The organism is Streptomyces camelliae (genome assembly GCF_027625935.1).
In the GTDB taxonomy this organism is placed as follows: Bacteria; Actinomycetota; Actinomycetes; order Streptomycetales; family Streptomycetaceae; genus Streptomyces; species Streptomyces camelliae.
In genome coordinates, this window is record NZ_CP115300.1 from 8,828,160 (window position 1) to 8,850,784 (window position 22,625).

At 70.4% G+C, this 22,625-nt stretch carries 19 protein-coding genes; 7 read left to right on the forward strand and 12 right to left on the reverse strand.

The window, feature by feature from the left end; genetic code table 11:
- Positions 1-17: 17 nt before the first annotated feature.
- Complete coding sequence (locus tag O1G22_RS40615; protein ID WP_428986455.1) at positions 18-1,373, reverse strand: phosphatase PAP2 family protein; 1,356 nt, start codon at positions 1,371-1,373, stop codon at positions 18-20.
- Positions 1,374-1,656: 283 nt separating this feature from the next.
- Positions 1,657-3,132 (reverse strand): extracellular catalytic domain type 1 short-chain-length polyhydroxyalkanoate depolymerase, encoded by a 1,476-nt coding sequence (locus O1G22_RS40620; RefSeq protein ID WP_270085897.1) that lies wholly within the window; start codon positions 3,130-3,132, stop codon positions 1,657-1,659.
- Between the two features lie 214 nt (positions 3,133-3,346).
- On the opposite strand from O1G22_RS40620, the gene O1G22_RS40625 reads away from it, so the two are divergent.
- Positions 3,347-4,117, forward strand: coding sequence for a 3-hydroxybutyrate dehydrogenase (locus tag O1G22_RS40625; protein WP_270085898.1), 771 nt, complete (start codon positions 3,347-3,349; stop codon positions 4,115-4,117).
- Positions 4,118-4,264: 147 nt separating this feature from the next.
- Here the strand turns inward: O1G22_RS40625 and O1G22_RS40630 are convergent, their stop codons facing one another.
- From O1G22_RS40630 to O1G22_RS40650, 5 genes are all read right to left on the reverse strand, one after another.
- Positions 4,265-4,753 (reverse strand): PH domain-containing protein, encoded by a 489-nt coding sequence (locus tag O1G22_RS40630; RefSeq protein WP_270085899.1) that lies wholly within the window; start codon positions 4,751-4,753, stop codon positions 4,265-4,267.
- Positions 4,754-4,918: 165 nt separating this feature from the next.
- Positions 4,919-5,755 (reverse strand): PH domain-containing protein, encoded by an 837-nt coding sequence (locus O1G22_RS40635; protein ID WP_270085900.1) that lies wholly within the window; start codon positions 5,753-5,755, stop codon positions 4,919-4,921.
- 184 nt (positions 5,756-5,939) lie between these two features.
- Positions 5,940-6,149 carry a hypothetical protein gene (locus O1G22_RS40640; RefSeq protein WP_270085901.1) on the reverse strand — a complete coding sequence of 70 codons (210 nt, stop codon included), beginning with the start codon at positions 6,147-6,149 and terminating at the stop codon, positions 5,940-5,942.
- Positions 6,150-6,192: 43 nt separating this feature from the next.
- Positions 6,193-6,876: a hypothetical protein gene (locus tag O1G22_RS40645; protein WP_270085902.1), complete on the reverse strand. Its 684-nt coding sequence runs from the start codon at positions 6,874-6,876 to the stop codon at positions 6,193-6,195.
- Positions 6,877-6,895: 19 nt separating this feature from the next.
- A complete protein-coding gene (locus O1G22_RS40650) occupies positions 6,896-7,381 on the reverse strand; it encodes a hypothetical protein (protein ID WP_270085903.1) in 486 nt (161 codons plus the stop codon).
- Between the two features lie 46 nt (positions 7,382-7,427).
- Here O1G22_RS40650 and O1G22_RS40655 point away from each other — a divergent pair, with 46 nt between their 5' ends.
- From O1G22_RS40655 to O1G22_RS40670, 4 genes are all read left to right on the forward strand, one after another.
- Complete coding sequence (locus O1G22_RS40655) at positions 7,428-7,817, forward strand: hypothetical protein (protein ID WP_270085904.1); 390 nt, start codon at positions 7,428-7,430, stop codon at positions 7,815-7,817.
- A gap of 121 nt (positions 7,818-7,938) precedes the next feature.
- On the forward strand, positions 7,939-8,397 hold the full coding sequence (locus O1G22_RS40660) for an XRE family transcriptional regulator (protein WP_270085905.1): 459 nt from the start codon (positions 7,939-7,941) through the stop codon (positions 8,395-8,397).
- A gap of 49 nt (positions 8,398-8,446) precedes the next feature.
- Positions 8,447-8,983 carry a ParH-like protein gene (locus tag O1G22_RS40665; RefSeq protein ID WP_270085906.1) on the forward strand — a complete coding sequence of 179 codons (537 nt, stop codon included), beginning with the start codon at positions 8,447-8,449 and terminating at the stop codon, positions 8,981-8,983.
- Entirely contained in the window at positions 8,976-10,151 is a 1,176-nt protein-coding gene (locus O1G22_RS40670; RefSeq protein WP_270085907.1) for an MAB_1171c family putative transporter, read from the forward strand. Before O1G22_RS40665 ends, O1G22_RS40670 begins: the two co-directional genes overlap by 8 nt.
- Before the next feature lie 115 nt (positions 10,152-10,266).
- Here O1G22_RS40670 and O1G22_RS40675 read toward each other — a convergent pair whose 3' ends face one another.
- From O1G22_RS40675 to O1G22_RS40695, 5 genes are all read right to left on the reverse strand, one after another.
- Positions 10,267-12,402, reverse strand: a complete 2,136-nt coding sequence (locus tag O1G22_RS40675) for a bifunctional serine/threonine-protein kinase/ABC transporter substrate-binding protein (RefSeq protein ID WP_270085908.1) — start codon at positions 12,400-12,402, stop codon at positions 10,267-10,269.
- Positions 12,403-12,404: 2 nt separating this feature from the next.
- Positions 12,405-14,540, reverse strand: a complete 2,136-nt coding sequence (locus O1G22_RS40680; RefSeq protein WP_270085909.1) for a bifunctional serine/threonine-protein kinase/ABC transporter substrate-binding protein — start codon at positions 14,538-14,540, stop codon at positions 12,405-12,407.
- Positions 14,537-15,157 carry a hypothetical protein gene (locus tag O1G22_RS40685; protein ID WP_270085910.1) on the reverse strand — a complete coding sequence of 207 codons (621 nt, stop codon included), beginning with the start codon at positions 15,155-15,157 and terminating at the stop codon, positions 14,537-14,539. Before O1G22_RS40685 ends, O1G22_RS40680 begins: the two co-directional genes overlap by 4 nt.
- Before the next feature lie 761 nt (positions 15,158-15,918).
- Positions 15,919-18,612 carry an RICIN domain-containing protein gene (locus O1G22_RS40690; protein WP_270085911.1) on the reverse strand — a complete coding sequence of 898 codons (2,694 nt, stop codon included), beginning with the start codon at positions 18,610-18,612 and terminating at the stop codon, positions 15,919-15,921.
- A gap of 118 nt (positions 18,613-18,730) precedes the next feature.
- Positions 18,731-21,070, reverse strand: coding sequence for an alpha-L-fucosidase (locus O1G22_RS40695; protein ID WP_270085912.1), 2,340 nt, complete (start codon positions 21,068-21,070; stop codon positions 18,731-18,733).
- Between the two features lie 371 nt (positions 21,071-21,441).
- Here O1G22_RS40695 and O1G22_RS40700 point away from each other — a divergent pair, with 371 nt between their 5' ends.
- Positions 21,442-21,612, forward strand: coding sequence for a hypothetical protein (locus O1G22_RS40700; protein ID WP_270085913.1), 171 nt, complete (start codon positions 21,442-21,444; stop codon positions 21,610-21,612).
- Between the two features lie 177 nt (positions 21,613-21,789).
- Positions 21,790-22,623 (forward strand): hypothetical protein, encoded by an 834-nt coding sequence (locus O1G22_RS40705; protein ID WP_270085914.1) that lies wholly within the window; start codon positions 21,790-21,792, stop codon positions 22,621-22,623.
- Positions 22,624-22,625 lie beyond the last annotated feature (2 nt).

The window sequence follows — 22,625 nt, forward strand, 5'->3', positions numbered from 1 at the left end:
CCTCTCCCTCGGTGACGTCACGGGGACACCGCCTCCGGGGTGACGGGGACCGCACCCCGGGGGCCGGTGACGCGTGCCGTGGCTTCCCACAGGGTGGTGGTCCGTACGTAGCCGTGAACCACCGAGGCCATCGCCAGAACGACGAGTGGTCCGGACACCCACGGATGGTGGGCCATCTCCAACGGCAGAAAGCGATAGGACGCCAGGAGCGCGGCGAAGACCGTCGCGCCATGCGCGACCAGCTGTGTTCCCGACCGGTCCCAGCCACGTTCGAGCGCGCGCAGAGCCGCCTCGACGGTGAGCGCGAAGACGGCGCCGGCGACGAGGTCCACGCCGTAGTGGTAACCGAATCCCAGCGTCGCGCCGAGCGTGGCGATCAGCCAGAACGTGCCCGCGAACCGCAGAATGCGCGGACCCTTGCGGGAATGAATGAAAATGGTGGTGGCCCATGCCGTGTGCAGACTGGGCATGCAGTTGCGCGGGGTGATCTCGTCGAACGGTATGGGGTGCGGAGCATGCACCGGCGGCGGCGTGTGGGGCCAGACGTCGGCCACCGCCCAGTGCCCGCCTCCCGTGCCGTACGCGAAGACAGGACCGACCACCGGGAAGATCATGTAGACGGCCGGACCGAGAAGGCCGATGACCAGAAAGGTGCGCACCAGATGGTGGCGCGGGAATCGGCGCTCGACCGCCACGTGGCGCAGCTGGTACATCGCGACGACGACCGCGGCCACCGCGAGCTGGATGTAGACGTAGTCGAGCACGTGGGAGCCGATCGGACCGCTGGCCCTGACGATCCGGCCGGCCAGCCATGACGGGTTGCCCAGCGCGTGATCGGCGGTCGCCGCGTACTGGTCGAGCACCGTAGGGCGGGTCCTCGACGTGATCAGCAGCCAGATGTCGCCGGCCTTGCGGCCGGCCACCAGCAGCAGGCCGAGCCCGACACCCTTCAACAGCAGGACCCGTTCCCGCCCCGCGCGGCGCGTGACCGCGATGACAGCGCAGCCCAGGATCACCCACAGCGCGCCGTTGCCGAAGGGGTGGCCGTCGGTGACTCTGATGCCCAGCGCCCACCGCACCAGGAAGACAACGAGGTCGATGCCGATCGCGGCACCCGCCGCGATGAACCGCTCCCGCCAGGTGAGCACCACCATCGTCAACGCCATGCTGGCGTACAAGAGGAAACCCGATTTCGGCGGGAATATCACCTCTTTCGCCTGATTGGTGATCGGCCCGGGCAACCCGTAGTGACGCGCGGCGATTTCCAGCGTGATGAGGAATCCGACGGCCGTCGCACCCGCCGTGGCCCACAGCAGCGTTCGTGGCTGACGCCACCCGGCGGGCTTGATTCTGCTGTTTATTCGCGAAAACAACCGCGATGTTATGGATGTCAATTCTCTAGCCGATGTGTGAAGGACGAGCGGTGAGGACGCTCGTCGTGGGGTCGATCATGCTATCGGAGCGGCACGACAGCGGGCCCCGAGCGGCGTCGGACATCCCGCAATCCCGGATCCGCCTGGGTCTCGCCCGGCCCCACGACCATGTGAATCCACGGCTGGACCCCGTACGTGTGGCTGTACGGCCGCTGCTGGGCCGCGGAGGCTCGCCGAGCGCACCGTACCGGGCGTTGACCAGGACTCACCCCGGGGCGTCTGCTCAGCAGCCGCTGTCGGCGAGGACGAAGTAGCCCGGGGACGTCTCCTTCAGGGTGTGAGTGACGGCGACGTTGTACAGGCCCATGCTCTGGTCGGAGCCGTTGGCGTAGGTGTAGCCGCCGCTCTGGTGGGCGCGGCCGGCCGCCACCTGGTTGTAGTTGTTGTCGGTGTAGCACTGGGGTGCGGCGCCGGTCGTGGTCGCCGTGACCGGCGTCGAAGGGGTGCCGGCGGCGCCGGTGGAGCCGACCGCGGCGACGCTGTACCGGTAGGAGGTGCCGGGGGGCAGTCCGGTGTCGGTGTACGAAGTGCTCGTCGCGGAGCCGACCTTGGTGCCGTCGCGGTAGACGTCGTACGAGGTGGCGCCGCCGACGGAGGTCCAGGACAGCGAGACGCCGGTGTCGGTGGTGCCGGTGACCGTCACCCCGGAGGGCGCCGGCAGGCCGCTGCTGCCGGAGCCGCCGCCGGAGCCGTCCAGGCCCCAGAACTTCGCGGTGTAGTAGCTGGAGCAGATGGAGGTGAGGTAGTAGGTCCCCGTGCTGCCGCACTGGTCGGCACCCGAACCGGGGTTCACGGCGAGGCCGTGGGTCATGCCGGAGACCGAGAAGAGGGCGACAGCGGGCTTGCCGGAGGAGTCGTCGTAGATGCTCTCGGTGGTGCCGCCCGTCAGGGTCTGGGTGCTGGAGGCCGTCTGTCCGACGCCCCACACGTCGGTCCACTGATCGCGCAGCTCGGTGCCGTTGACCGGGGTGACGGTGGTGTCGGACGTGCCCTGCCAGATCGCCACCCGCGGCCATGGCCCGGTGTATCCGGGGTACGCATTGCGGACCTTGTCGCCCCACTGCTGAGGCGTGAGGTTCTGGCTGCTGTACTGGCATCCGGAGGCCGCGCTCTGCGTGGTGGCGCACTGGGCGGGAAGCCCGGAGTCGACGGCGCCGGCGGCGAACACGTCCGGGTAGTCGGCCAGCAGGTCGGCCGTCATGCCGCCACCGGCGGACAGGCCGGTGACGAAGACCCGCCCGCGGTCCGAGCCGTACTGCGCCACGGCGGTGTCGACCATCTGCTTGACCGAGGCCGCCTCGCCCTCGTCCCGGGTGTCCTTGGTGGAGTCGAACCAGCTGAAGCAGGACAGGCTGTTGTTGGCCGTGCTGGTCTGCGGGTAGACCACGGCGAAACCCCACTCGTCGGCGAACTTCTGCCAGCCGGAGTGCGTGTGGTAGTCGCTCGCCGACTGGGTGCAGCCGTGCAGGGCGACGACCAGCGGGGCGTCCGCCGGGAGGTTCGCCGGCGCGTACTCGTACATCGCCAGATTGCCGGGGTTGGAGCCGAAGCTCGTGACCTGCTGGAAGGTGCCGGAGGCCGCGGCGGCCGGGGTGGCGGGTGCGAGAGGGGTGACCAGGCTCAGGCCCGCGGCGAAGGCACCGAGCGCGGTGGTCGCAGCGGTGCGCCTGAAGAGTCTGCGCACGGTGGAGGCATGCATGGGGCGGCTCCGATGAGTGGGGGAGAGGGGCGTACGGGCTTGCTGGATGCGGACCGTACGACCGGTGACCGGACCGCGATATGTGAAGGGCGCCCAGGAAGGCGGCAGCCGATGTAGCCGGGGCACACATGGTGTCGGCCCCCACCTCATGGTTCGGAAATATGTGACCGACCCATGTGTCTTGCGGAGGGCTTCCTCCCTACCGTGTTCCGCCATGGACAGCACCAAGAACTCCGCTGAGAGTTTCCTCGCGGGCCGCAAGGCCCTGGTCACCGGCGCGGCCAGTGGCATCGGCCGCGCCTGTGCCGAGGGCTTCGCCGCGGCCGGGGCCGAGGTCTACGTGGTGGACCGGGCCGCGGAGGCCGCGAAGGAGGTGGCGGAGCGAATCGGCGGCATCGCCGTCGTGGCCGACCTCTCCGAACCCGAGGCCGTGGACACGCTGCCGGACGACTCCGACATCGTGGTCAACAACGCGGGGCTGCAACACGTGGCACCCGTCCACGAGTTCCCGCCGGAGCGCTTCGCGCTGATCCAGCGGGTGATGGTGGAGGCCCCGTTCCGCATCCTGCGCCGCACCCTGCCCGCCATGTACGCGCGGGGGTGGGGCCGGGTGGTCAACATCTCCTCGGTGCACGGTCTGCGGGCCAGCGCCTACAAATCGGCGTACGTCGCCGCCAAGCATGCCCTGGAGGGGCTGAGCAAGGTGGTCGCCCTGGAGGGTGCCGCACACGGCGTGACCAGCAACTGCGTCAACCCCGGCTACGTCCGCACGCCCCTGGTCGAGGAACAGATCGCCCAGCAGGCGCTCGCCCACGGCATACCGGAGGCGGACGTGATGGACCAGGTGTTCCTCGACCGCACCGCGATCAAGCGCCTGATCGAACCGGCGGAGGTCGCCGCGGCGGCCCTGTGGCTCTGCACCGAGCACAGCGGCTCCGTCACGGGCAGCTCGATCCCCCTGGATGGCGGCTGGACCGCCCGCTGACAGGTCCGATCCGTTCCCTGTCCCGCTCCCTGTCGACGGCCTGGGGTGCCGTGCCCAGGATGCTGGTCCGGGACAACGAGGCCGGCTGGAGCAGGTCTTTGTCGTCCGTCGCAAAGCGGAACTGCCCTCGGCGGCGCGGGCCGGTGTTCAACCGGACTGCTCGGTCGCCGCATCGGCCAGGGCTGTGATCCATGCGGCCAACTCGTCGAGGCGTGAGCTCAGTTCCGGGTCGCCGGCATTCTCGGCGACCAGACCGGGCAGGGTGAGCGGCCGCCCCTTGTACAGCTGCGCCCGAACGAGGTGGAGGCGGTTGCTGCGGGAGAACCTGAAGGACTGGACTTCCTGCCAGGTGACCACACGCGTCCTCAGCAGGGTGCGCGTGGTGAGACCTTTGGCGTCCACCGTGGTGCTGCCGCACAACGGACCCACGAAGGCGGCGAAGTAGAAGCAGGCACCGATCACGCCGATCGCGCTGATCACGATCCACGCCGGATCGCGCCCGTCGGTCGCTGTGGCGTCGATGAAGGCGATGACACCGACCAGAGCGGCCGAGCTGACGATCAGGATTCTCCGGCCCGACCGTCGGTACCGATACGGCGCCTCGAAGCGCAGCTGCCCGACACGCTCATCGCCCACTGTTCTCTCCCTTTCCGTCGTCGGCCGACCGGCTGGGCGCAACCGCCGGACAGTCATGTCCGACTCTGACTTTCCGGCCGTGCGACCGGCCTGTCTGCCTGACCAACAACGGAGACCACCCGGCGGCTCGGAAAGCCTTCGCCGCGCCCATGGGCTCGTGTACGTCTACGGCCTGCTGTTGCGCCAGATCAGGTACTGCTGACGCACATACCCACGGCGGTCGTCGTCGGCCACGACCTGGTCGTGCTCGGCCAGTTGGTCGGCCTCCCGTAGTGCGCGGACGACGTCCGCGGAGACGGTGTCGTCGGTCTGGAGCGCCACCCGGTCGGACATCGCGGCGCAGCGCAGCAGGTACTCGCGAAGCTTGCGGGGGAACGACGGCCTGTGGCGGAGGTGGCGACGCTCATCCTCGATACTCGGGGCGTCGGCGTAGGCCTGTTGCGGCGTGGGGACCGGGCCGGTCGGCACGCGTCTGACGGGCTGGGGCGGGAGAGGGGGGAGGCGGTGTGCGGCGAGGACGGCGTTGGCGAACTCGGGGTGGTCGACGTGCAGGCCGTACGTGCCGAACAGGGCGAAGAGATCGGCGAGGGCGCGGGGTTCGGTGCCGCGCGGGAGGTCGCCATCACTGACCGTGAGCTTGCCGAGGAACGGGCCCCAGTGCAGTCCGGGGGGATCGGTGAGGCGTAGCTGGAGGGTGACATAGCGACCGCCGACTTCCCCGTCCTCTCGGAACCGCATTCTGAGTCCATGGACGGCCGGCCACGGGTAGGTGCGCCGGACGAGCAGCCGCGTCATGGTGAGGCCGTTCGCGTCTGCCCGGAGCCAGTAGGTGTGAGGCGTCGCCCCGGCGATGACGACGATCCCGGCCGCGATCAGCATGGCTGTGCGGGGACCTGCGGTGCCGGTCTCACTGAGCACGATCACCGTCAGGAGGGCCGGCAGGCAGCCGTACAAGACCATCTCCCACGTCGGCCGCATGAAGGCCAACCGTACTGTGGTCATCCTGTGCCCCTCCTGAGGTGTTCTGTCCGGCCACGGTCGCGAACAGCGCTCGACCGAGAGGGTTGCACGACCGGCCGAACGGGGATGGTCGGAGAGCCTGGCGGGTCCAGTGGTCCGGGGGGTCGGAATTCGGCGGACCCTCCTGATCGTCCGTCGGCGCTGGACCTCGGCAGTTTTCGCAGTCTCACGGCCCGGCGTCCTCGCCCTTCCTGAGCGTCGCGTCCTCCACCGCTACGGCGATCCTCTGCAGCCGTCCGCTGAACGACGCCCGTGCCTCGACGACCTCATCACCCGACGCGCCCGAGCGCATCGCGTCCTGGGCCCAGGCCACGATCTCGTTCAACGTGAGGAACACCCCCTTGCCGGCGGCGTACTCGACCTTCTTCTTCGCCATGCCGTTCCCTCCCCTTGTGGATGCTGCCAGGGCGTGGTTCCGGTCAGGACAGGTCGCTCCAGGCCTTGTCGACCAGTGCTGCGACCTGGTCCGGGTGGTGGATCAGGGGCCCGCCGTGGATGCGGATCTGTACGGTCAGGCCGCCTCCGCTGCGCTGGCAGTAGGACGTGTTCACGCTGTCCGGCGCGGGTTTCCTTCCGGCGGCCGTGAATGTGTTGATCACGACGCAGGAGACGTTCCCGTAGGTCAGCAACTGGTCGTACGGTACGGCGGCGCCGGTGTCGACCGGGTCCTCGTAGGGGACGTAGGGCTTGGGCGAGTCGCTGCGGACCGCCCGCAGATCGAGGAAGTTCTCTTGCGGCCTGTCGGCATAGGAGCGCACCATCGCGACCGCGCCGCCGTAGTCGTCGGACAACCGCTGCCCGCTGCGGACGTCCTCGATGGCATGCCGCTTCGCCGATGCGCGTTGGTACGCGTTGGTGGCCTGGGCGCGCTCCATGTCGGGGAAGGAGGTGAACCCGTTCAGGTCGGCGGGCGCGCGGAGGGGGCCGCTGCTGGTCGTGCCGAAGGCGGAGTCACCGTTGCCGCCGACCAGAACGGGTATGCCGACCGCGGCCAGTCCCAAGAGGAGGCCGAGGGCGCCGGTGACAGCGGGGTGGCGCAGTGGGAGCAGGGGGCCGCGGTGCGGTCCGGACGGAGGGGCGGGGACATCGTTCTGCTCGGTCATGTCTCTCTTGTCATTCATCTCAGCTGTTGCACAGCTCCAGTGCCTTCTCCAGCCGGTCGGCCTGCTCTTCGAGCTGTGTCTCCGTGCCCGAGGTCAGCGCGTGGACCGGGATGCTCCTGCCGCCCTTCAGCTGGAGGCGGGGCAGGTAGTACCTGGAGTAGGGGATGCCGAAGTCGCCGGTGCGGACGCCCGAAGCCCGCTGGACCGCGACGATGTCGGCGCGGGCCATGTCGAAGGGCTTGAGAGGAAGGAAGGCGTGGACGAGGACTCTGTCCGGCCCGATCTCGACCCGGCTGTTGGCCAGTCGGAGCAGGAGGAAGGTCATCACGGCCATGGACAAGGCGCAGAACACGGCCAGTACGGCGACCGTCGTGGGGCTCTGCGTCGAGGCCACGACGATCGGGAGCGCCATGAAGGCCAGGTCTCCCGCCACCATGAGTGCGATCACCGTTCTGCGGTTGCCCGTGCTCGGGCGCAGGACGACCTGTGCGTTTGTGTCCCCCATGGTCATGCCTCCTCGACGGTCGACGCGCGTAAGCTAGCATGAATGTATGAACTCATTCCATTCATACGGGCAGAGGTGGTCGCCGGGATACGGCCCCGGGCGGCCGCCCCGGCTGCCCGTCGGGTTCATCGTGGTCCTGGCGGTGTTCGCGGCGGTCGGTGTCCTCGCCGACCTGCTCTTCTCGTTCGGGATGCTCTTCGCGGGGGACAGCTGCGGCACCAGCGGCCCCGGCGGCTCCGCGCCGGTCTGCGATGCAGGGGTGTGGTTGATCCTCTTGGCGGTGCCATGGCTCGGGCTTGTGGCGGCGGCGCTCGTCGCACTGCTGGGCGGCATCTGGGCCGTGCGTCAGCGGCTGTCGCCGTGGTACCTGCTGCTCATCGGAGTGGCGCTCTATCTGACCGCCTGCGAGATCACGTATCTGGTGCTGTTCGGCTGACCCCGGCCTGCGGAGACCGCGCCGGTCACGAGTACAGGGTCTGAGGCGCATCTTCTGTCTCAGCCAGGATGAATGCCTCAGCTAGGATGAATGAGCGAGGAGAGGAAGGGGGACACGTCGGATGGCCAGTCAGCGTGAGTCCGCGGCGGAACAGGACCAGCGGGGATCGACGCTGGCCGAGAAGATCGACGCGCTCTTCCGGGTCGTACGTCGGCCCGACCATGAGCCGTACAGCCACGAGGAGGTCGCGCGGGCCTGCCGCGAGGCCAGCGGTGAGTCCTTCTCCGCGACCTATCTGTGGCAACTGCGCACCGGCCGACGGGACAATCCGACCAAGCGTCATCTGGAAGCGCTCGCGGGCTTCTTCCAGGTACCCGTCGCATACTTCTTCGACGACGACCAGGGCGCGGCCATCGCCAGGGAACTGGAACTGCTCGGGGCGCTGCGTGACGCCGGGGTGCGCAGTGTCGCCCTGCGCGCGGTGAACCTCTCCCCGGAGGGTGTGAGCACCATCAGCGACATCATCGACGTCCTCGCACGCAGGGAGCAGGGGACCGCCGGGCACGGCAAGCAGAGTTGACGCGCACCGACCCACCACGCGCGCAGGGGAAGCGGAAGAGGTATCGCAGGTGTGGACCGATCGGCGCCGCGGAGCGCTGACGAAGCGGCACCGGCGCAGGGTCCAGGCCCTGTCGCTGCCGCGGCCCTTCGACGCGGCCGTCTTCATCGCCGCGCTCGCCGCCGAACGGGGCAGGCCCATCGACCTGGTGCCCGTGGCCGGGCGGACCGACACACCGTGCGGCCTGCTGGTGACCACCGACCGCGCCGACTGCATCGTCTACGCCGCCGACACCACCGCACTGCACCAGCAGCACATCCTGCTGCACGAAGCGGCCCACCTCATCTGCGGCCACCACGAGGCGCCGCCCTCGCTCTCCCCTGCCGCTCGCGTCCTGCTGCCCAACCTCCCGCCCTCGCTGGTCGAACGGGTCCTGGGAAGAACGGTGTACACCGAGCCCCAGGAGCGCGAGGCGGAACTGGTCGCCTCCCTCATCCGCTGCCGGGCCGCCCGGGAGGACAGTCTCACGGCGGCCTCAGAGGTGCCCGACGGATCCCGGCTGGCCACCCTGCTCACCGCACCGCACGGGCGGGCGGCCAGTGGTTGAGGCGACCGCTCTCCTCGCCGCCGCACTCCTCCTCGGCTTCGGTGCACGCCGCATCATGACGGCCCTGTACGCCGGAGCCGACCCGGTGCACGGGTACCTGTGCGGGTTCGCGTTCTGCATGGGGGCCTCGCTGGTCGTCCTCGCCCCGGCGAACCTGACCCGACTCGCCCACCTGGTACCGCAGACGGCGGCCGTCCTGGCCGGCGACGCACTGAAGACGGCGTCGCTGAGCTTTCTGATGCTGTTCGCCCTCTCCCTGTCCTCGGAACCCGAGAACCCGGGCCGGAACCGAGTGCGGCGCCACCTGGTCACCGCATGGGCCGTCCAACTCACCTCGGCCGCCCTCCTGCTGGCGGCCCGTCCCGGCTGGAGCGGCGGCGCGGCAGTGCTGCACGACACCGCCGGGCGGCTGCTGATGGCGGGCTACGACGCGCTGTTCACCGGCTATGCCCTCTGGTGCCTGGCCGTGCTCGGCCGAGTCCTCGTCCGCCACCTGCGTTCGGCGGGGCGAGGTCTGCCGCGGATCGGACTTCGCCTGGCGCTCGCCGCGGTCGCGGCCGGCACCCTGTGGACACTCTGGTCCCTCGACGACATCGTCGCCGTCCTGACACGGGGCACTCAGGACGGAGGCGAGGACACGCTCTCCAACGTCCTCGGCATGATCTGCGTGGCCCTGGCCGTCGCCGCGGCGACCGTGACGCTGTGGAGCACCCGGCTGGCCGCACCGCTGCGCTGGCTGCGCGCGTACCGCAGCTACCGCGACCTGGAGCCACTGTGGGCGGCCCTGCACGCGCAGTTCCCGGAGATCGCCCTGCCGCTGGCCGAGCCAGGCGGCAGACTCCCGCTGTGGCAGGCCGAGTTCGCCCTCTACCGCCGCATCATCGAGATCAGGGACGGCCAGCTCGCACTACGCCCCTACGCCGACCCTGCTGCCGGCACCTGGGCGCCCACCGATGCGCAACGCGAGGCCGAGGTTCTGGCCACGGCCCTGGACAACCACCGGCACGGTCGCCGGCGCACCGCGGACGCTGAGGCCGTCCCCGGCCTCAGCCCGGTACCGGGCACGGTGGAGGCGGAGGCCGCGTGGCTGACCCAGGTCGCCCGAGCGTTCCTCCGCACCAGGCCGGACGTCCTGGCACCCTCACCCGCCACTCCACCCAGAAGATGAGGCCGAGGCCCCGGAGGACGCGGCAGATGCCACCTGACGGCGGCATCCCCCGCAGTGCCTACGGGACCTGCCCCGGGCCCGCCTGCCTGGTCGCGGAAGTACCGAGACCGGCCCATCACGCTGCTTTGACCTGCTGGTATTGCCCGAGGAAGTCCGGCCTTCCCCGCCGTATGCGCCACAGGAACAGGCCCGGGTTCAACTGCACCGCGCCGGTCGAGGCGTCGAAGGCGAAGGTGCGGGTGATGCCCTGGTACGACAGGGACCGCAGCGGGAGGATCAGGGAGCCCGGGTCCACCGGGCCTGTCCCGGACTGGGTGAGCACGTGGGCGACCATGCCGAGGGCGTCGTAGGCCTCGGCCGCGCCGGCCGGGACGCTCGGCACTCCGTACCGCCGGGTGAAGGCCCGTACGAACGTTGCGGCCGGCGCCAGGCGCACCGGATCCACCCAGGTGGACGAGAACACCCAGCCCTCGGCCGCCGCTCCTGCGGCGGCGAGGAAGGCTGGGTCGAGCACCGGCTGGGCCGCCGCGGCCGTACCCGTGAACCCGGCCGTCCGCAGCGCCCGGGCGCAGGCTGCGGCCCGCTGAGGCGAGTTGCCGCAGTAGACGACGGCCTGGGCGCGGGCGGCGATGGCGGCGGCAGCGGCCGGGGCGAAGTCGTCGCTGTCGGCGGGGACGGTGTGTGTGGTGACCGTGCCGTGGGTCGGGGCGTTCTCCGTCAGGAGTCTGGCGATCAGCCAGCTGAAGTCGCGGGCCGCGTCGTCCTCGATCAGGGCCCAGCGGCTGGCCGGGTGGATCTCGGTCAGGTAGCGGAACAGGGGTGTGGGCATCGCGTAGTCGGCCGGCCGGATCTGGAACACGGCCAGGTGTGTGGACGACGCGGTGGCGTACAGGTCGTCGGAGCCGGCCCAGGCGGTCACCGTCGGCAGCGACGCCTTGGTGTAGATGTCCCGGGTGGCGAGCGCGGTGGTGTCCGAGGAGGGGCCGATGACCGCGCACACCCGGCCGTCGGCGGTGAGCTGCCGTGCCACCGCTTGCGACCGGGCGGCCTCCCCGTGGTCGTCGTGCACCTGGAGCGCGAGGTCGAAGCTGCGGTCCACGCGCGCGTTGTGGTCGGACACGGCGAGCCGGACGGCCTGCTCGATCGCCGAGCCCAGTGCCTTGCCGGGGCCGGTCAGGTCGGCGTGGACGGCGAGCGTACGGGTGGGGACGGCAGGGGTGCGCGCGCTGGAGCGGGTGGTGGTGTACCAGGCCGCGGTGGCGCCGCCCGCCGCCAGGACCCCCGCCGAGGTGCCCAGCAGCAGGAAGCGGCGTCTGGTCGGCGCGGGCGGCCCGGCCGCGAGCGTCGGCGGCTCGGCGCGCTGCGGCTCGGGTAGTTCCAGGACTTGGGCGGAGCGTTCGGCGATGAGCGCGGGCAGGCCGGGCGGCAGCCAGTCGTCGGTGCCGAAGTGGCCCAGTGCGGTGCGGAGTTCGGGGAGCGTGGGGCGGGCGGCCGGGGACTTCTTCAGGCAGCGGGCGATGAGCGTGCGCAGCGGGTCGTCCGGGACGCCGGTGAGGTCGGGGGCTTCGTGGATGGTGCGGAAGATCACCGCCGCCGCCGTGCCCGTGCCGAACGGCGGGCGGCCCGCCGCGGCGTAGGCGAGCAGACAGCCCAGCGAGAACACATCGCTCGGTGGACCCGGCTCGCCGCCCCGGGCCCGCGCCTGCTCGGGGGACAGATAGCCGGGGGTGCCGATCACAAGGTCGGTTGCGGTCAGCGCGGTCGCGCCGCCCGCGCGGGCGATGCCGAAGTCGATCAGGCGTGGGCCGTCGAGCGCGAGCAGGACGTTGCCGGGTTTGATGTCGCGGTGCACGAGTCCGGCCGCGTGCACCGCGGTGAGTGCCTCGACGAGCCGCGCCCCCAGTGCTCGTACGGTGTCCGGGGGCAGCGGGCCGTGCCCGGCGACGGTCTCGGCGAGCGAGGGGCCGGGCACGAACGCCGTGGCGAGCCACGGTTCGGGGGCCTCCGGGTCGGCGGCCAGCACCGGAGTGGTCCAGCGGGCGTCGACCCGCGCCGCCGCCTGCGCCTCGCGACGGAACCGGGCCCGGAAGGAGGGATCGGCGGCATGTTCCGCCCGGATCACCTTGACAGCGGCCAGGGCACCGCCCTCGGAACGGGCGAGGTAGACCACGCCCATGCCGCCGGCTCCGATCCGGGCGAGCAGGCGATACGGGCCGATGGTCTCGGGGTCGGCGGCGAGAAGCGGACGCACCGTCACTTGCCCCTCAGCGGGAGGGCGATGTCCGGGGCTGGGCCCAGATAGTCGAAGGCACCGTCACGCACCTGGTGGACGAAGCTGGCCGGCGTGGCAAGCATGGGCGTACCTACGGTCTTGGAGTCGAAGGCGAAGGTCCGGGTGATGCCGTGGTACTTGGCTGCTTGGAGCGGGGCGATGAGATCCCTGCGGGCCGGCCGTCTGCCTCCGGTCGCCGTGAGCCGGCCGATCAGCAGGTTCGCCGCGTCGTAGCCCTCGGCCGCCCAGAAGCCGGGCGCGTGGCCGCTGCGGGTGCGGAACGCCTGCGCGAAGTCGCGGACGGAGGCCGCTCCGGGGCCGATGGCGCTGGCCAGCACCGTCCAGCCGTCAGCGGTCGGCTCGGCGGCGAAACGGGCGTCGAGGGCGGGTTCCATCGCGTACTTGGGCCCGGTGAAGCCGGCCAGGCCGCGGGCCGCGCGGATCGCGCCGTCGAGCGGGCCCGCGTAGACGAAGGCCTGGATGCCTGCCGAGCGCATCTCGTCAAGGACGGGCCGCAGATCGGTCGTCCCGGGCGGCACGACCCGGGGGTGGGTGGCGCGTCCGTACTGTCGGACGACGAGGTTGGCCATCTGGATGGTCATCCAGGAGAGGTCACCGCCGCTGCGGTCCATCAGGAGGCCGACGGGTGAGGCCGCGCTCGTCGCCGCCCACAGGAACACCAGCTTCATCGCGACCGTGTTGTGCAGCGGCCGGCCGCGCACGAAGGATCGGATGTTCTGGTACAGGTTCTGCCCGGCGGACATGGTGAGCACCGGCAGCAACGCCGCGTCGTACACCGGGAGTGCGGCCTTGGTCGTCAGGTCCGTGCTGGACCCGAGCACCGCCAGCACGCTGTCGTCGCCGGCGAGCCGGCGTGCTGCTGTGGCCGCGTGGCCGGTGCTGCCGCCGTCGTCGGCGGTGCGCAACTGTAGCGTGAACGGCTTGTCACGGCGCGCGTTGAACTGTTCGACGGCGAGCTGCGCACCCTGGAGCTGTGCCTGGCCCACCTCCTTTCCGGGGCCGCTGAGGTCGGCCTGTACACCGATCGCCCAGCCGGGCGCGGCCGGTCTGCCCGAGCCGCCGCCGTGGGTCCCACGCAGCGCGGCCCACGCCGCCGCGCCGCCGCCGACGGCCAGGACGGCAGCCCCGGTGGACGCGGCCGTCAGAAAGCCCCGGCGGGACCGGCCGGTGGCCGTCGCCGGCTCGGCGAGGGTGGCCTCGATCTCGGGCAGGGCGAGCATCTGCGCCGACCGCTCGGCGACCATCCGGACCACCTCCGGCGGCAGCCAGTTCGCGGTGCCGGACGGCACGTCCTCGACCAGTGCCGTGTCCAGCTCGGCGGGCGTGGGGCGATCGTCCGGGTCCTTGGCGAGGCAGCCCAGCAGGACCGCCGCCAGTTCCGGCTCCACCCCGTCCAGGTCGGGCTCGTCGTGCACGGTCCGGTAGAGCAGCGCGTCGGCCGCCCCGCTGCCGAACGGCAGGCGTCCCGTCGCCGCGTACGCCAGCACACAACCCAGTGAGAACACATCGCTCGCCGGCGAGAGCGACTCGCCGCCGGCCGCCTGCTCGGGTGAGAGAAAGCCGGGCGTGCCGATCACGAGGTCGGTGGAGGTGAGGGCCGTGTCGTGGGGGGAGCGCGCGATACCGAAGTCGATCAGCCGCGGCCCGTCGGCGCCCAGCAGGATGTTCCCGGGCTTGACGTCCCGGTGCACCAGACCGGTCTCGTGCACGGCCGTCAGCGCCCGCGCCAGCAGCTTGCCCAGGACCCGTACCGCCCGCGGCGGCAGCGGACCGAGCCGGCCGACCGCTTCGGCGAGGGAGGGGCCCGGCTCGAACGCGGTGGCCAGCCACGGCTGTCCGGCCTCCGGGTCGGCTCCGGTCACCTTCACCACCCACGGGCTGTCCACCCCCTGCGCGGCCCGCACCTCACGGCGGAACCGGGCGCGGAACTCCTCGTCGTCCCCGTGACCGGCCTGGATCACCTTGACGGCGGCAAGGGCCCCGGACTCCGCACGGCCCAGATAGACGACGCCCATGCCGCCCTCGCCGAGCCGGGCAAGCAGCCGGTGACCGCCGACGAAGGACGGGTCGGACGGCCGCAGCGAACGGTCGGTCACTTCTGCACCCCCAGTGCGTTGCGCACCTTCGTCTCCATGTCCGCGACCGCCTGCGCCGCCACGGTCATCAGGTCGTTCCGGGTGTATCCTTTGCCGCCCTCGACCGCGACGGCGATGGTGACGGGCCCGAGCCGCGCCTGGTACCACGCGTAGTACAACGCGCCCCCGGCCAAGGCGGGATTGAAGTAGTTGCCCAGCTCCATCACGACGTCGTCGGCGGACAGGTTGTCGTTGGTGTCGTATCCGGAGCCGGCCGAGTCCAGCTGGGTGATCCGCTCCGTGTCCCGCAGCTGCTGGTCGGGGCAGCGCAGCGCCTCCTCCAGCGTCTCGGCGATCTCCCAGCCGGCCTGCTGCGCGGTGCGGTGCAGGGTGACGGTCGCCGCGGTGTGGACCTCGCCCTTGCCGCCGGTCGCCGGAAGTCTGCCGTACCGGCTGAGACTGCCCAGCACGTCACCGGGCAGCGCCTGCTGCTGCCATACGCAGTCGGTGCCGAGCACCGGCCAGTCGGCCGGGTCGCTCTCGTACGGGGTGCGCCGCCCAAAGCCGGGGCCGAAGCTCTCCGGTCCGGCGGTGACGGCCCTCAGCAACTCCAGGGCGGCCGACCGTGTTTTCGGCATCCGTGCGGGGTCGGTCCGGAAGGGCGTCCCACTGGTGCCGCCGCCGGCACCGGCCTGCACGGACGCCGTACTTGACGCGGTCGGGCCCGTCGTGGGCTTCGCGCCCTTCGGGCCGGATCCGTGGCCGCCGGAGCATCCCGCGAGCAACACCCCGCAGACGGCCAGTGCGGCGCCCGTGCGCCCGCCCTGCCGTCTTCCCCCTGCGTATCTCACTGTTCTCCATTCCGTCCCATCCGGCTCGCTCGCGCTGATCGGGAGTCGGGAGCATCTGGTTCACCTGAGCTTATATGCAATCTGAAGCATTCACATCAGTTTGCTTCGCGTCGAGTGATGTGAGGTGAGCGCGAGTGTTGTGTGCGGGATGCGCGATGAACGGGCGGTGGCGGGAAGTGGGAAGTGGCCTGTCTGCCTGGCGAGTGGTTCCCGTGGGGCCGGTCCTGGGGGGTCTTCGGCTCTCCGGTACTTGTCCCAACCTGCTGCAGCCCGTGCTCAAGCGCCGGTTCCTGGTGCGCTTCGGCGAGGAGAGCGTCACTGTTGTGGGAATGCGGGCTGTCGGCCGCACGCTGTCTTCACCTGGGCAAGGACGGACTGCACCATGATCGGTTGTGGTGCTGCGTCTGGCCTACCTCGCGGCGACCAACGCCTTCACGCTCCTGCGCCTGCTGACGATGAGCAACTGCGCAATCAGGCAGACGCACTGCTCGCGTGTGACTTCTTCGAGACCCGCACCCTGACCAGGGTGCGTCTGTACGTCTTCACCGTCAGCTGAAGGTCCACTGCTGGTTGTCGCTGCCGGTGCAGGTCCCCAGGATCACCGGGGCACCGGGGGTGGTCGAACCGTCCTTCGCGTCCAGGCACAGGCCCTTGGTGGTGAGGGCGCCCGTGGAGGTGTACTTCCACTTCTGGTTCGCCGAGACGTCGCAGTCCCAGATGTCGACCCGGGTGCCCGGGGCCGTACTGGCGCCCGGATCGTCGAGGCAGCGTCCGGAGGCTCCACCGACGAGGGGGCTGCCGGCGGGCACCTTGATGGCTGCCAGGCCGATCGACGCGGATCCGAGCCTGCGCACGTCGGCCGCCGGGGTCGCGGTCACCGCGGCGAACGGCCGGGCGCCGACCGGGTCGGAGGGCTGCTGGATGAGGTAGGACCTGCCCTTGACGGCCGGGACGGAGATCTGCGCGGCGTTGGTCGCACGGACCACTACGGTGTGCCCGTCCTTGCCGTCGACGACCTCGACCTGCCTGCCCGGCCAGGGGTTGCGGACCCTGATGGTCCCGGTGGACCCGGCGTTGACGCCTACGGTGCCGATCGTCCCGTCATGGACCTGGACCGAGACCTTGCTGCCGCCCTGGACGAACACCGTGCCGTCAGCGTTCCAACCGGAGGGCAGCGCGGGCGCGATGCGCAGCAGCCCGTCGTAGTCCTGCACCAGCGCCTCGCCGAGTGCGGCGGCCGCCACACCCTGCTGCTCGAAGTAGGGCTCGTTGCCGACGAAGGTCGCCAGGCCCGAGGGCAGCGTCTGGTACTTCTTGGTCAGCCTGGTCAAGGTGGCGGCGACCTCGTCGCCGAGACCTAGGCGGGCGGCCTGGATCGGGTCGTTGCTCCAGTCGTTGACCTGCTTGTTCGGGCGGCTCGTGTACGTCCGCCTGGCCAGGTCGGACGAGTCTCCCGAGTCGCCGATCAGGTTGTAGGGCCACACCGGTTCCAGCCCGATGTTCTCGGTGTTGTGCTTGGCGGCCGACGGCTCGTAGGAGGGCGCGATGACATCCGTGCCGTCGGCGTCGTCGGCCTCGGTGAGCAGCTTGGACTGTGTCGCCGCGTCGGTGCGGGGAAGTGGGAGGATCTTCGCCAGGGCCGTGTTCAGCTGTCCGACGAGACCGGCGTCCTTGCCGAGCACCCGGGCGGCCTTGGCGGTCGCCGGGAACAGGGCCCGCATGGCAGAGATGTCTGTGGTGGGGTCCTTGACGTCCCACTGGGTCTCATGCGCGTTTGACGGGGCGGTGTGCAGATAGCCGTCCGCGCCCGTGGTCGAGTACGCGAGCAGGAACCGGCTCGCCTCGGCCATGAGGGGGTAGTTGCCGCGCAGGAAGGACCGGTCGCCGGTCATGAGGTACTGCTGCCAGACCCACAGCCCGACCTCGGCCCCGGTGGACATGGTGCGCGCGTTGTAGTACGGGCTGGAAGCCGAGTCGCAGTTCAGGCCCGGCGAGGACAGCCACGTCTCGTACTCGAAGCCCTGTCCGTTGAAGCGCATGGTCTCGGGGACGCAGATGCCCGTGCGGTCGCCCAGGTGAGCCTTGGTCCACGCCTGGATGTTCGCCAGGTTGCGCCGGTAGAGGCGGAAGTAGGGTGCATTCAGGCCGAAGGCGCCGGCGGACAGGTTCGCCTGGACCTGCATGCGCAGGTTCCAGTGCCAGTACGCGCCCGGATCCCACCGGTGGAAGTCCTTGTACGCCGAGAACAGGTCCGCGACGCCCGCCTGGGAACCGGGGTAGAGGCCGCGGCTCTGCGCCGCCGCGTCGTACAGGTCGAGTGTGCGCAGGCTCTCCAGGTAGTCGGCGGTGCCGTCGGCGGAGGAGTACTTGATCAGCCCGACCCTGTTCCAGAAGGAGTGCCACCACGACAGGTGCGCCGCGAAGAGGCCGGACGACGTCTTGGTCGTGTCCTTCGCCAGCAGGCTTGCGGCGGTGCTCCGGGCGTCCCCGCCGGTCCAGTGCGGTGCGGCGGTCACGATGCGGAAGCTGCCGTCGGCGTGCGGGGTGAAGGAGACCTGCACCGTGCGGGAGTCCACGACGCTCGCGGTGACATCCTGTCCGCCTGCGGTGATCGCGCCCAGCGAGCCGAACGTGCCACCGCCCGATCCGGGCCGGCCGGTGTCCTTCCAGGTCTCGGCGAGCGTGCCGATCGCGCCGTCGGCATCCGCCTGCGGTGATCGCCCGGACCACAGGGCGAGCCGGGCCGTCTGCGGGATGGTGGGATCGGCCCCGGTGACGTCGACGACCAGTTCGTCCTTGTCCGCGCGGACGTAGACGGTGGCGGTCATGCCGCCGCCGGATTCGGTGAACGTCCCGTTGTACAGGTCCAGGTGGGCCTGGTAGTCGGAGGCGCCGGTGAGCTTGGCGAGTCCCGGGACGGTCACCCATCCCGGCGACTTGCGGTCCGGATATGTGTCCGAGCGGTTGAGCTGGGCGGTGAAACCGCCGGCGGCCCGGACGGCGGCACCGAGCCTGCCGTTGCCGAGCGGCATGAACTGTGACTGCGCGGCGTTCGGCCGGCGCAGCACCACGTCGGAGCGACGCACCAGGTTCGGTGTGTCGACGGTGAACCTGCCTGACTCCCACGCGGTCGTGGCGGTGGCCGCGTGGGCGGTCTGCCACGCAGGTGCGACGGTGAGAGCCGCAGCCAGCGCGAAGGCGCAGGCGAGGCTGCTCGCCGCGCTTCTTCGGAGTACGGCCATGTGCTACCACTTCCTTGTGATCGACGGCGGGACGAGGGCCGGCCGACCGGAACTGGCAGCCGGACAGGGGCGCACGCGGGCATGGCGTGCCTGCCACGCCCGCGTCGCCAAGTCGCCGCTACAGGGAGACGAGCTGCCAGTCCTGGCTGGCTCCGCCGGTGGCGGTCCACTGGACGACAGGGGAGCCGTCCGCGGTGGAGGCGTCCTTGACGTCGACGTACCAGCCGGTGCGGACGTTGACGAGCTGGTAGTAGCCGCTGGTCGAGGAGGGGACCAGCTTCCACCACTGGTTGTCGCCGCCGTTGTCGGTCCACTGGTCGAGGGCGGCGCCCTTGGCGGAGTTGCCGGGGCTGTCGAGGACCTTGCCACTGCGGACGTTGACCAGCCGGTAGGACCCGTCGGCGTTCGACGCCAGCTTCCACTGCTGGTTGGTGCCGCCCGTCCAGGGCCACTGGATGACGGCACCGCCGTCGGCGGTGGAGGCGCCGCTGACGTCGAGGACCTTGCCACTGTTGCGGTTGAGCAGCTTGAAGACACCGAGATCCGTGGCGAAGGGCCGGTCGTACACCTCCAGGCTGCGGATGCCCGCCGTGATGCCCTCCGGCACCCCGGTCACCGTCACCCGCACGTACCGGGCCGTGGAGCTGAAAGCGGAGACCTGGACCTGGCCGGTGGCGGCGGTCGTGGTGAGGTCGGCCAGGGTGGACCAGGTCCTGTTGTCGGTGGAACCCTCGATCCTGTACTGGTAGTTGGTGTCGCCCTTCGCCCAGGCGATACGGGCCCCGGTGAGCGACCTCGCCGAGCCCAGGTCCACCTTCAGCCACTGCCCCGCACCGCTCTCGCCGGCGATCCAGTAGGTGGCGGTGGAGCCGTCCACGGCCTTCGCCGCCGGGTGGCACTTGGCGGCGCTGGACGCCGTGGCCCTCCTGCGCAGGGCGATGTCCGGCTGGCACACGTCCCGGTCCAGCCTGATGCCGATCACGCTGTCCTCAGGGTGACGGGTGCGGTTGATGCCCTCGACGGTCACGGTGCCGTCCGTGTCGGACGCGTACGGCAGCGACTGGCCTGTCGCCACGTCGAAGACCCGCTCGACCTGGGCGTCGCCGATCGACGGTGTGGTGAAGCCGGTTCCGTTGTAGCCGGGCAGCAGGTGGACGTAGACGGTGCGGTCCCGGTAGGTGAAGCCGTACTGGCCGTCCACAGGCTGCCAGGGACCGCCGCGCGTCTTGTACACGGACTCGCCGTAGGTGGTCATGAAGGTGCCGATCCGGCGCAGCAGACTCGCCTGTGCGTCAGAGACGGTGCCGTGCCGGTCGGGGCCGACGTTGACCATGACGGTGATGTCGCGCACCCATGAGTTGACCAGGATGTCCATGGCGGTGCCGTAACTCATGACCTTGCCGTCGGAGTTGTAGCCCCAGGTGCTGCCGACGGTGAAGACCTTCTCGGCGAGCTTGCCGGTGCGGATGGTGCCGGTGGGCACGGATCCGCCCTCTTCGCTGGCGTAGTCGCCGATCCAGCCGGAGCGCGAGGTGGCGACGATGTCGGGCTGGTGCTTGCGGACCATGCCCATCAGGCCCAGCGGCTTGCCGTCGGAGTCGGTTTCGCCGTAGGCGGCGTCCACGGGCCAGGCATTGGAGGTGTCACGGTACCGGCCGGGTTCCCAGAAGAACGCGGCGTCGGCGTCGGTGCCCTGTTCCGCCAGCCAGCCGCCGTCCCACCACAGGTCGTCGATGACGCCGTACTGGGTGACGAGTTCCTTGACGGACTCGTACACCTCGGTCTTCATGATCCGCGCGTTCTCCTTGTGGGAGGGGTCGGTGGTGTAACCCCAGGGATTGGCCGCGCAGTTGGTGCCGTGGACGTCGTAATAGCCGGGGTAGCGCCAGTCGATCGGCGAGTAGTAGAGCCCGACCTTCAGCCCGGCCGCCCGCACGGCCGCGACGTAGTCCTTGACGAAGTCACGGCTGAGCGGGGCCTGGCCGGAGTTCCAGCTGTTGGGGTGTTTCAGCGGCCACAGGGCGAAGCCGTCGTGGTGACGGGTGGTGAGGGTCACGTACTTGGCGCCGAAGTCCTTGGCCAACTGGGCCCAGTCGGCCGGCTTGTAGGCGTCGGCGGTGAACTGCTCGCTGGTGGCTTCGGTGACGTACTTCTTGTAGTTCTCCGGCGTGACGGGGGCGTTGTGCATGTACCACTCGCCCTTGGCCGGGCCGGAGTAGACGCCCCAGTGGATGAACATGCCCAGCTTGGCGTCCCGCATCCACTGGACCTTGGCGTCCGGCTGCTGCTCCACACCCATGTCCGTCTGCGGGATGCGCAGCGGAGGCAGCGGCAACGGCTGGGGCCCGGTGGAGGCGGCGGCGTGGGCGGGAGCTGCCAGGGCGGGCCCGACAGCGGCGGCGACCGTCAGGGCGGCCACGCCGGTGAGCATTCTTCGGCGGTTGATGGAAAACGACAAGACGAGACTCCTGACTGTCCACAGGAGAGCCCGGGCGGTCATGCGGCTGAGCATCCGGACCGAATGGATGGGATGAGTCATCCGCCATCGGCGAGATACGGGGAGCCGTACGGAGGCGCATGTCTCGCCGGGATGACATCGGATGTATTAATGGGCACCAACCCGTGCCACGTCTAGTGGACGGACACAATCGGCTGAAATACCCAGGCTGTTGCATCGGTGGAGCGTGCATCTTCAAGAAACATTGGATGTCATCGTCTTCCGAGCCTTGACGACGGCATGCTTGGCATCTACGGTCCTCAACGGAGTCGCACACAATCCCCCAAATCCCAACCCTTGTTGAAGGTGGGAGTGGATTCGAAGGACCTCTGATGCTCAGACGTGCCCTGACGTATGTGCCGGCCGCCTCCATGGGTGTGCTCGCCCTACTGGCCGCCGGGTCTCCCGCCCAGGCGGCCAAGGCCGCCCAGGTCACCATCACCAACGCCACTCAGTTCACCGACACTCCGCCGCCGTGGTTCAGGCCCACGGCGGCGGAGTGATCAAGGTGGGCTCCTAGGGCGCGTATGGAGTCATGATCATTGGGTGCCTCGGGTGGGGCATTTGATCCAGATCGACGCGTGCAGGCAGAAGGCAGAGGTCGGCGAGGTAGCTGTCCGTGCCGGTTCCGAGATCGATGCATCTGGGCAGGTCACCGTGATTGTGCCAGGATCGCTTCAGTGTCGATGTTGGTATTGAAGCTGTTCCTCGCACCCGCGCTCGTAGTCGCCTCGTCCTTGGCCGGCAGACGCTGGGGGCCGACCCTCGCCGGGACGCTCGTTGCGCTGCCGATCGTGGCCGGGCCGATCCTGTTCATCACCACCCTGGAGCACGGTGAGGTGTTCGCCGCGCGGGCGGCGTCCGCCTCCCTCCTCGGGCTCGTCTCGCTCGCTCTGTTCGCGGTCGTCTTCGCGCAACTGTCGCGGAGGCCGGGGACCGGCCAATGGGCCGTCACGCTACTGCTGTCGTGGCTCCTGTGCCTGCTCGCGGATCTCGCGCTGGCGCGACTCGTGGTGCCGGCCGTTCTGGCGCTCGGCGTCTCCTTCGCCGCGACCGCGAGCGGAGCGCGGGTGCTGGGACGGACGGGGACGGAAGTCGGCCCGAGCCGGGCCGTCACGCCGCCGCCGTGGTGGGACCTGCCTGCGCGGGCCGCGGCGACGGCGCTGCTGGTCACCGCGCTCACCACGGCCGCCGCACACCTCGGCCCGGACCTCACGGGCGTGCTCGCACCCTTCCCCATCGGCACCAGCGTCGTTGCCGGCTTCACCCTCGCCCAGGGCGGCGCGCCGCTCGCCGGGGCGACACTGCGCGGTGTGCTGCGCGGTCTGTGGGGCTTCGCCGCCTTCTGCTTCCTCGTCTCCGTCCTCGTCGAACCGCTCGGTGCCGTTCCCGCCTTCACGATCGCGGTCATCGGGACACTGGCCCTGCAACTGGCCCTCAGCCGTCTCGGCGCCGCGACCGCAGCCCGGGCCCTGGCCGCCGAGGCGGCGCTCGGGGCCCGTACCGGGTCGTAATC

Coding starts and splice junctions, on each gene's coding strand:
- O1G22_RS40635 (WP_270085900.1), bottom strand. CDS start 5,755: ATGACCACAGTACGGTTGGCCTTCATGCGGCCGACGTGGGAGATGGTC.
- O1G22_RS40645 (WP_270085902.1), bottom strand. CDS start 6,876: ATGACCGAGCAGAACGATGTCCCCGCCCCTCCGTCCGGACCGCACCGC.
- O1G22_RS40620 (WP_270085897.1), bottom strand. CDS start 3,132: ATGCATGCCTCCACCGTGCGCAGACTCTTCAGGCGCACCGCTGCGACC.
- O1G22_RS40625 (WP_270085898.1), top strand. CDS start 3,347: ATGGACAGCACCAAGAACTCCGCTGAGAGTTTCCTCGCGGGCCGCAAG.
- O1G22_RS40640 (WP_270085901.1), bottom strand. CDS start 6,149: ATGGCGAAGAAGAAGGTCGAGTACGCCGCCGGCAAGGGGGTGTTCCTC.
- O1G22_RS40685 (WP_270085910.1), bottom strand. CDS start 15,157: ATGCCGAAAACACGGTCGGCCGCCCTGGAGTTGCTGAGGGCCGTCACC.
- O1G22_RS40655 (WP_270085904.1), top strand. CDS start 7,428: ATGAACTCATTCCATTCATACGGGCAGAGGTGGTCGCCGGGATACGGC.
- O1G22_RS40650 (WP_270085903.1), bottom strand. CDS start 7,381: ATGGGGGACACAAACGCACAGGTCGTCCTGCGCCCGAGCACGGGCAAC.
- O1G22_RS40690 (WP_270085911.1), bottom strand. CDS start 18,612: ATGGCCGTACTCCGAAGAAGCGCGGCGAGCAGCCTCGCCTGCGCCTTC.
- O1G22_RS40700 (WP_270085913.1), top strand. CDS start 21,442: ATGCTCAGACGTGCCCTGACGTATGTGCCGGCCGCCTCCATGGGTGTG.
- O1G22_RS40660 (WP_270085905.1), top strand. CDS start 7,939: ATGGCCAGTCAGCGTGAGTCCGCGGCGGAACAGGACCAGCGGGGATCG.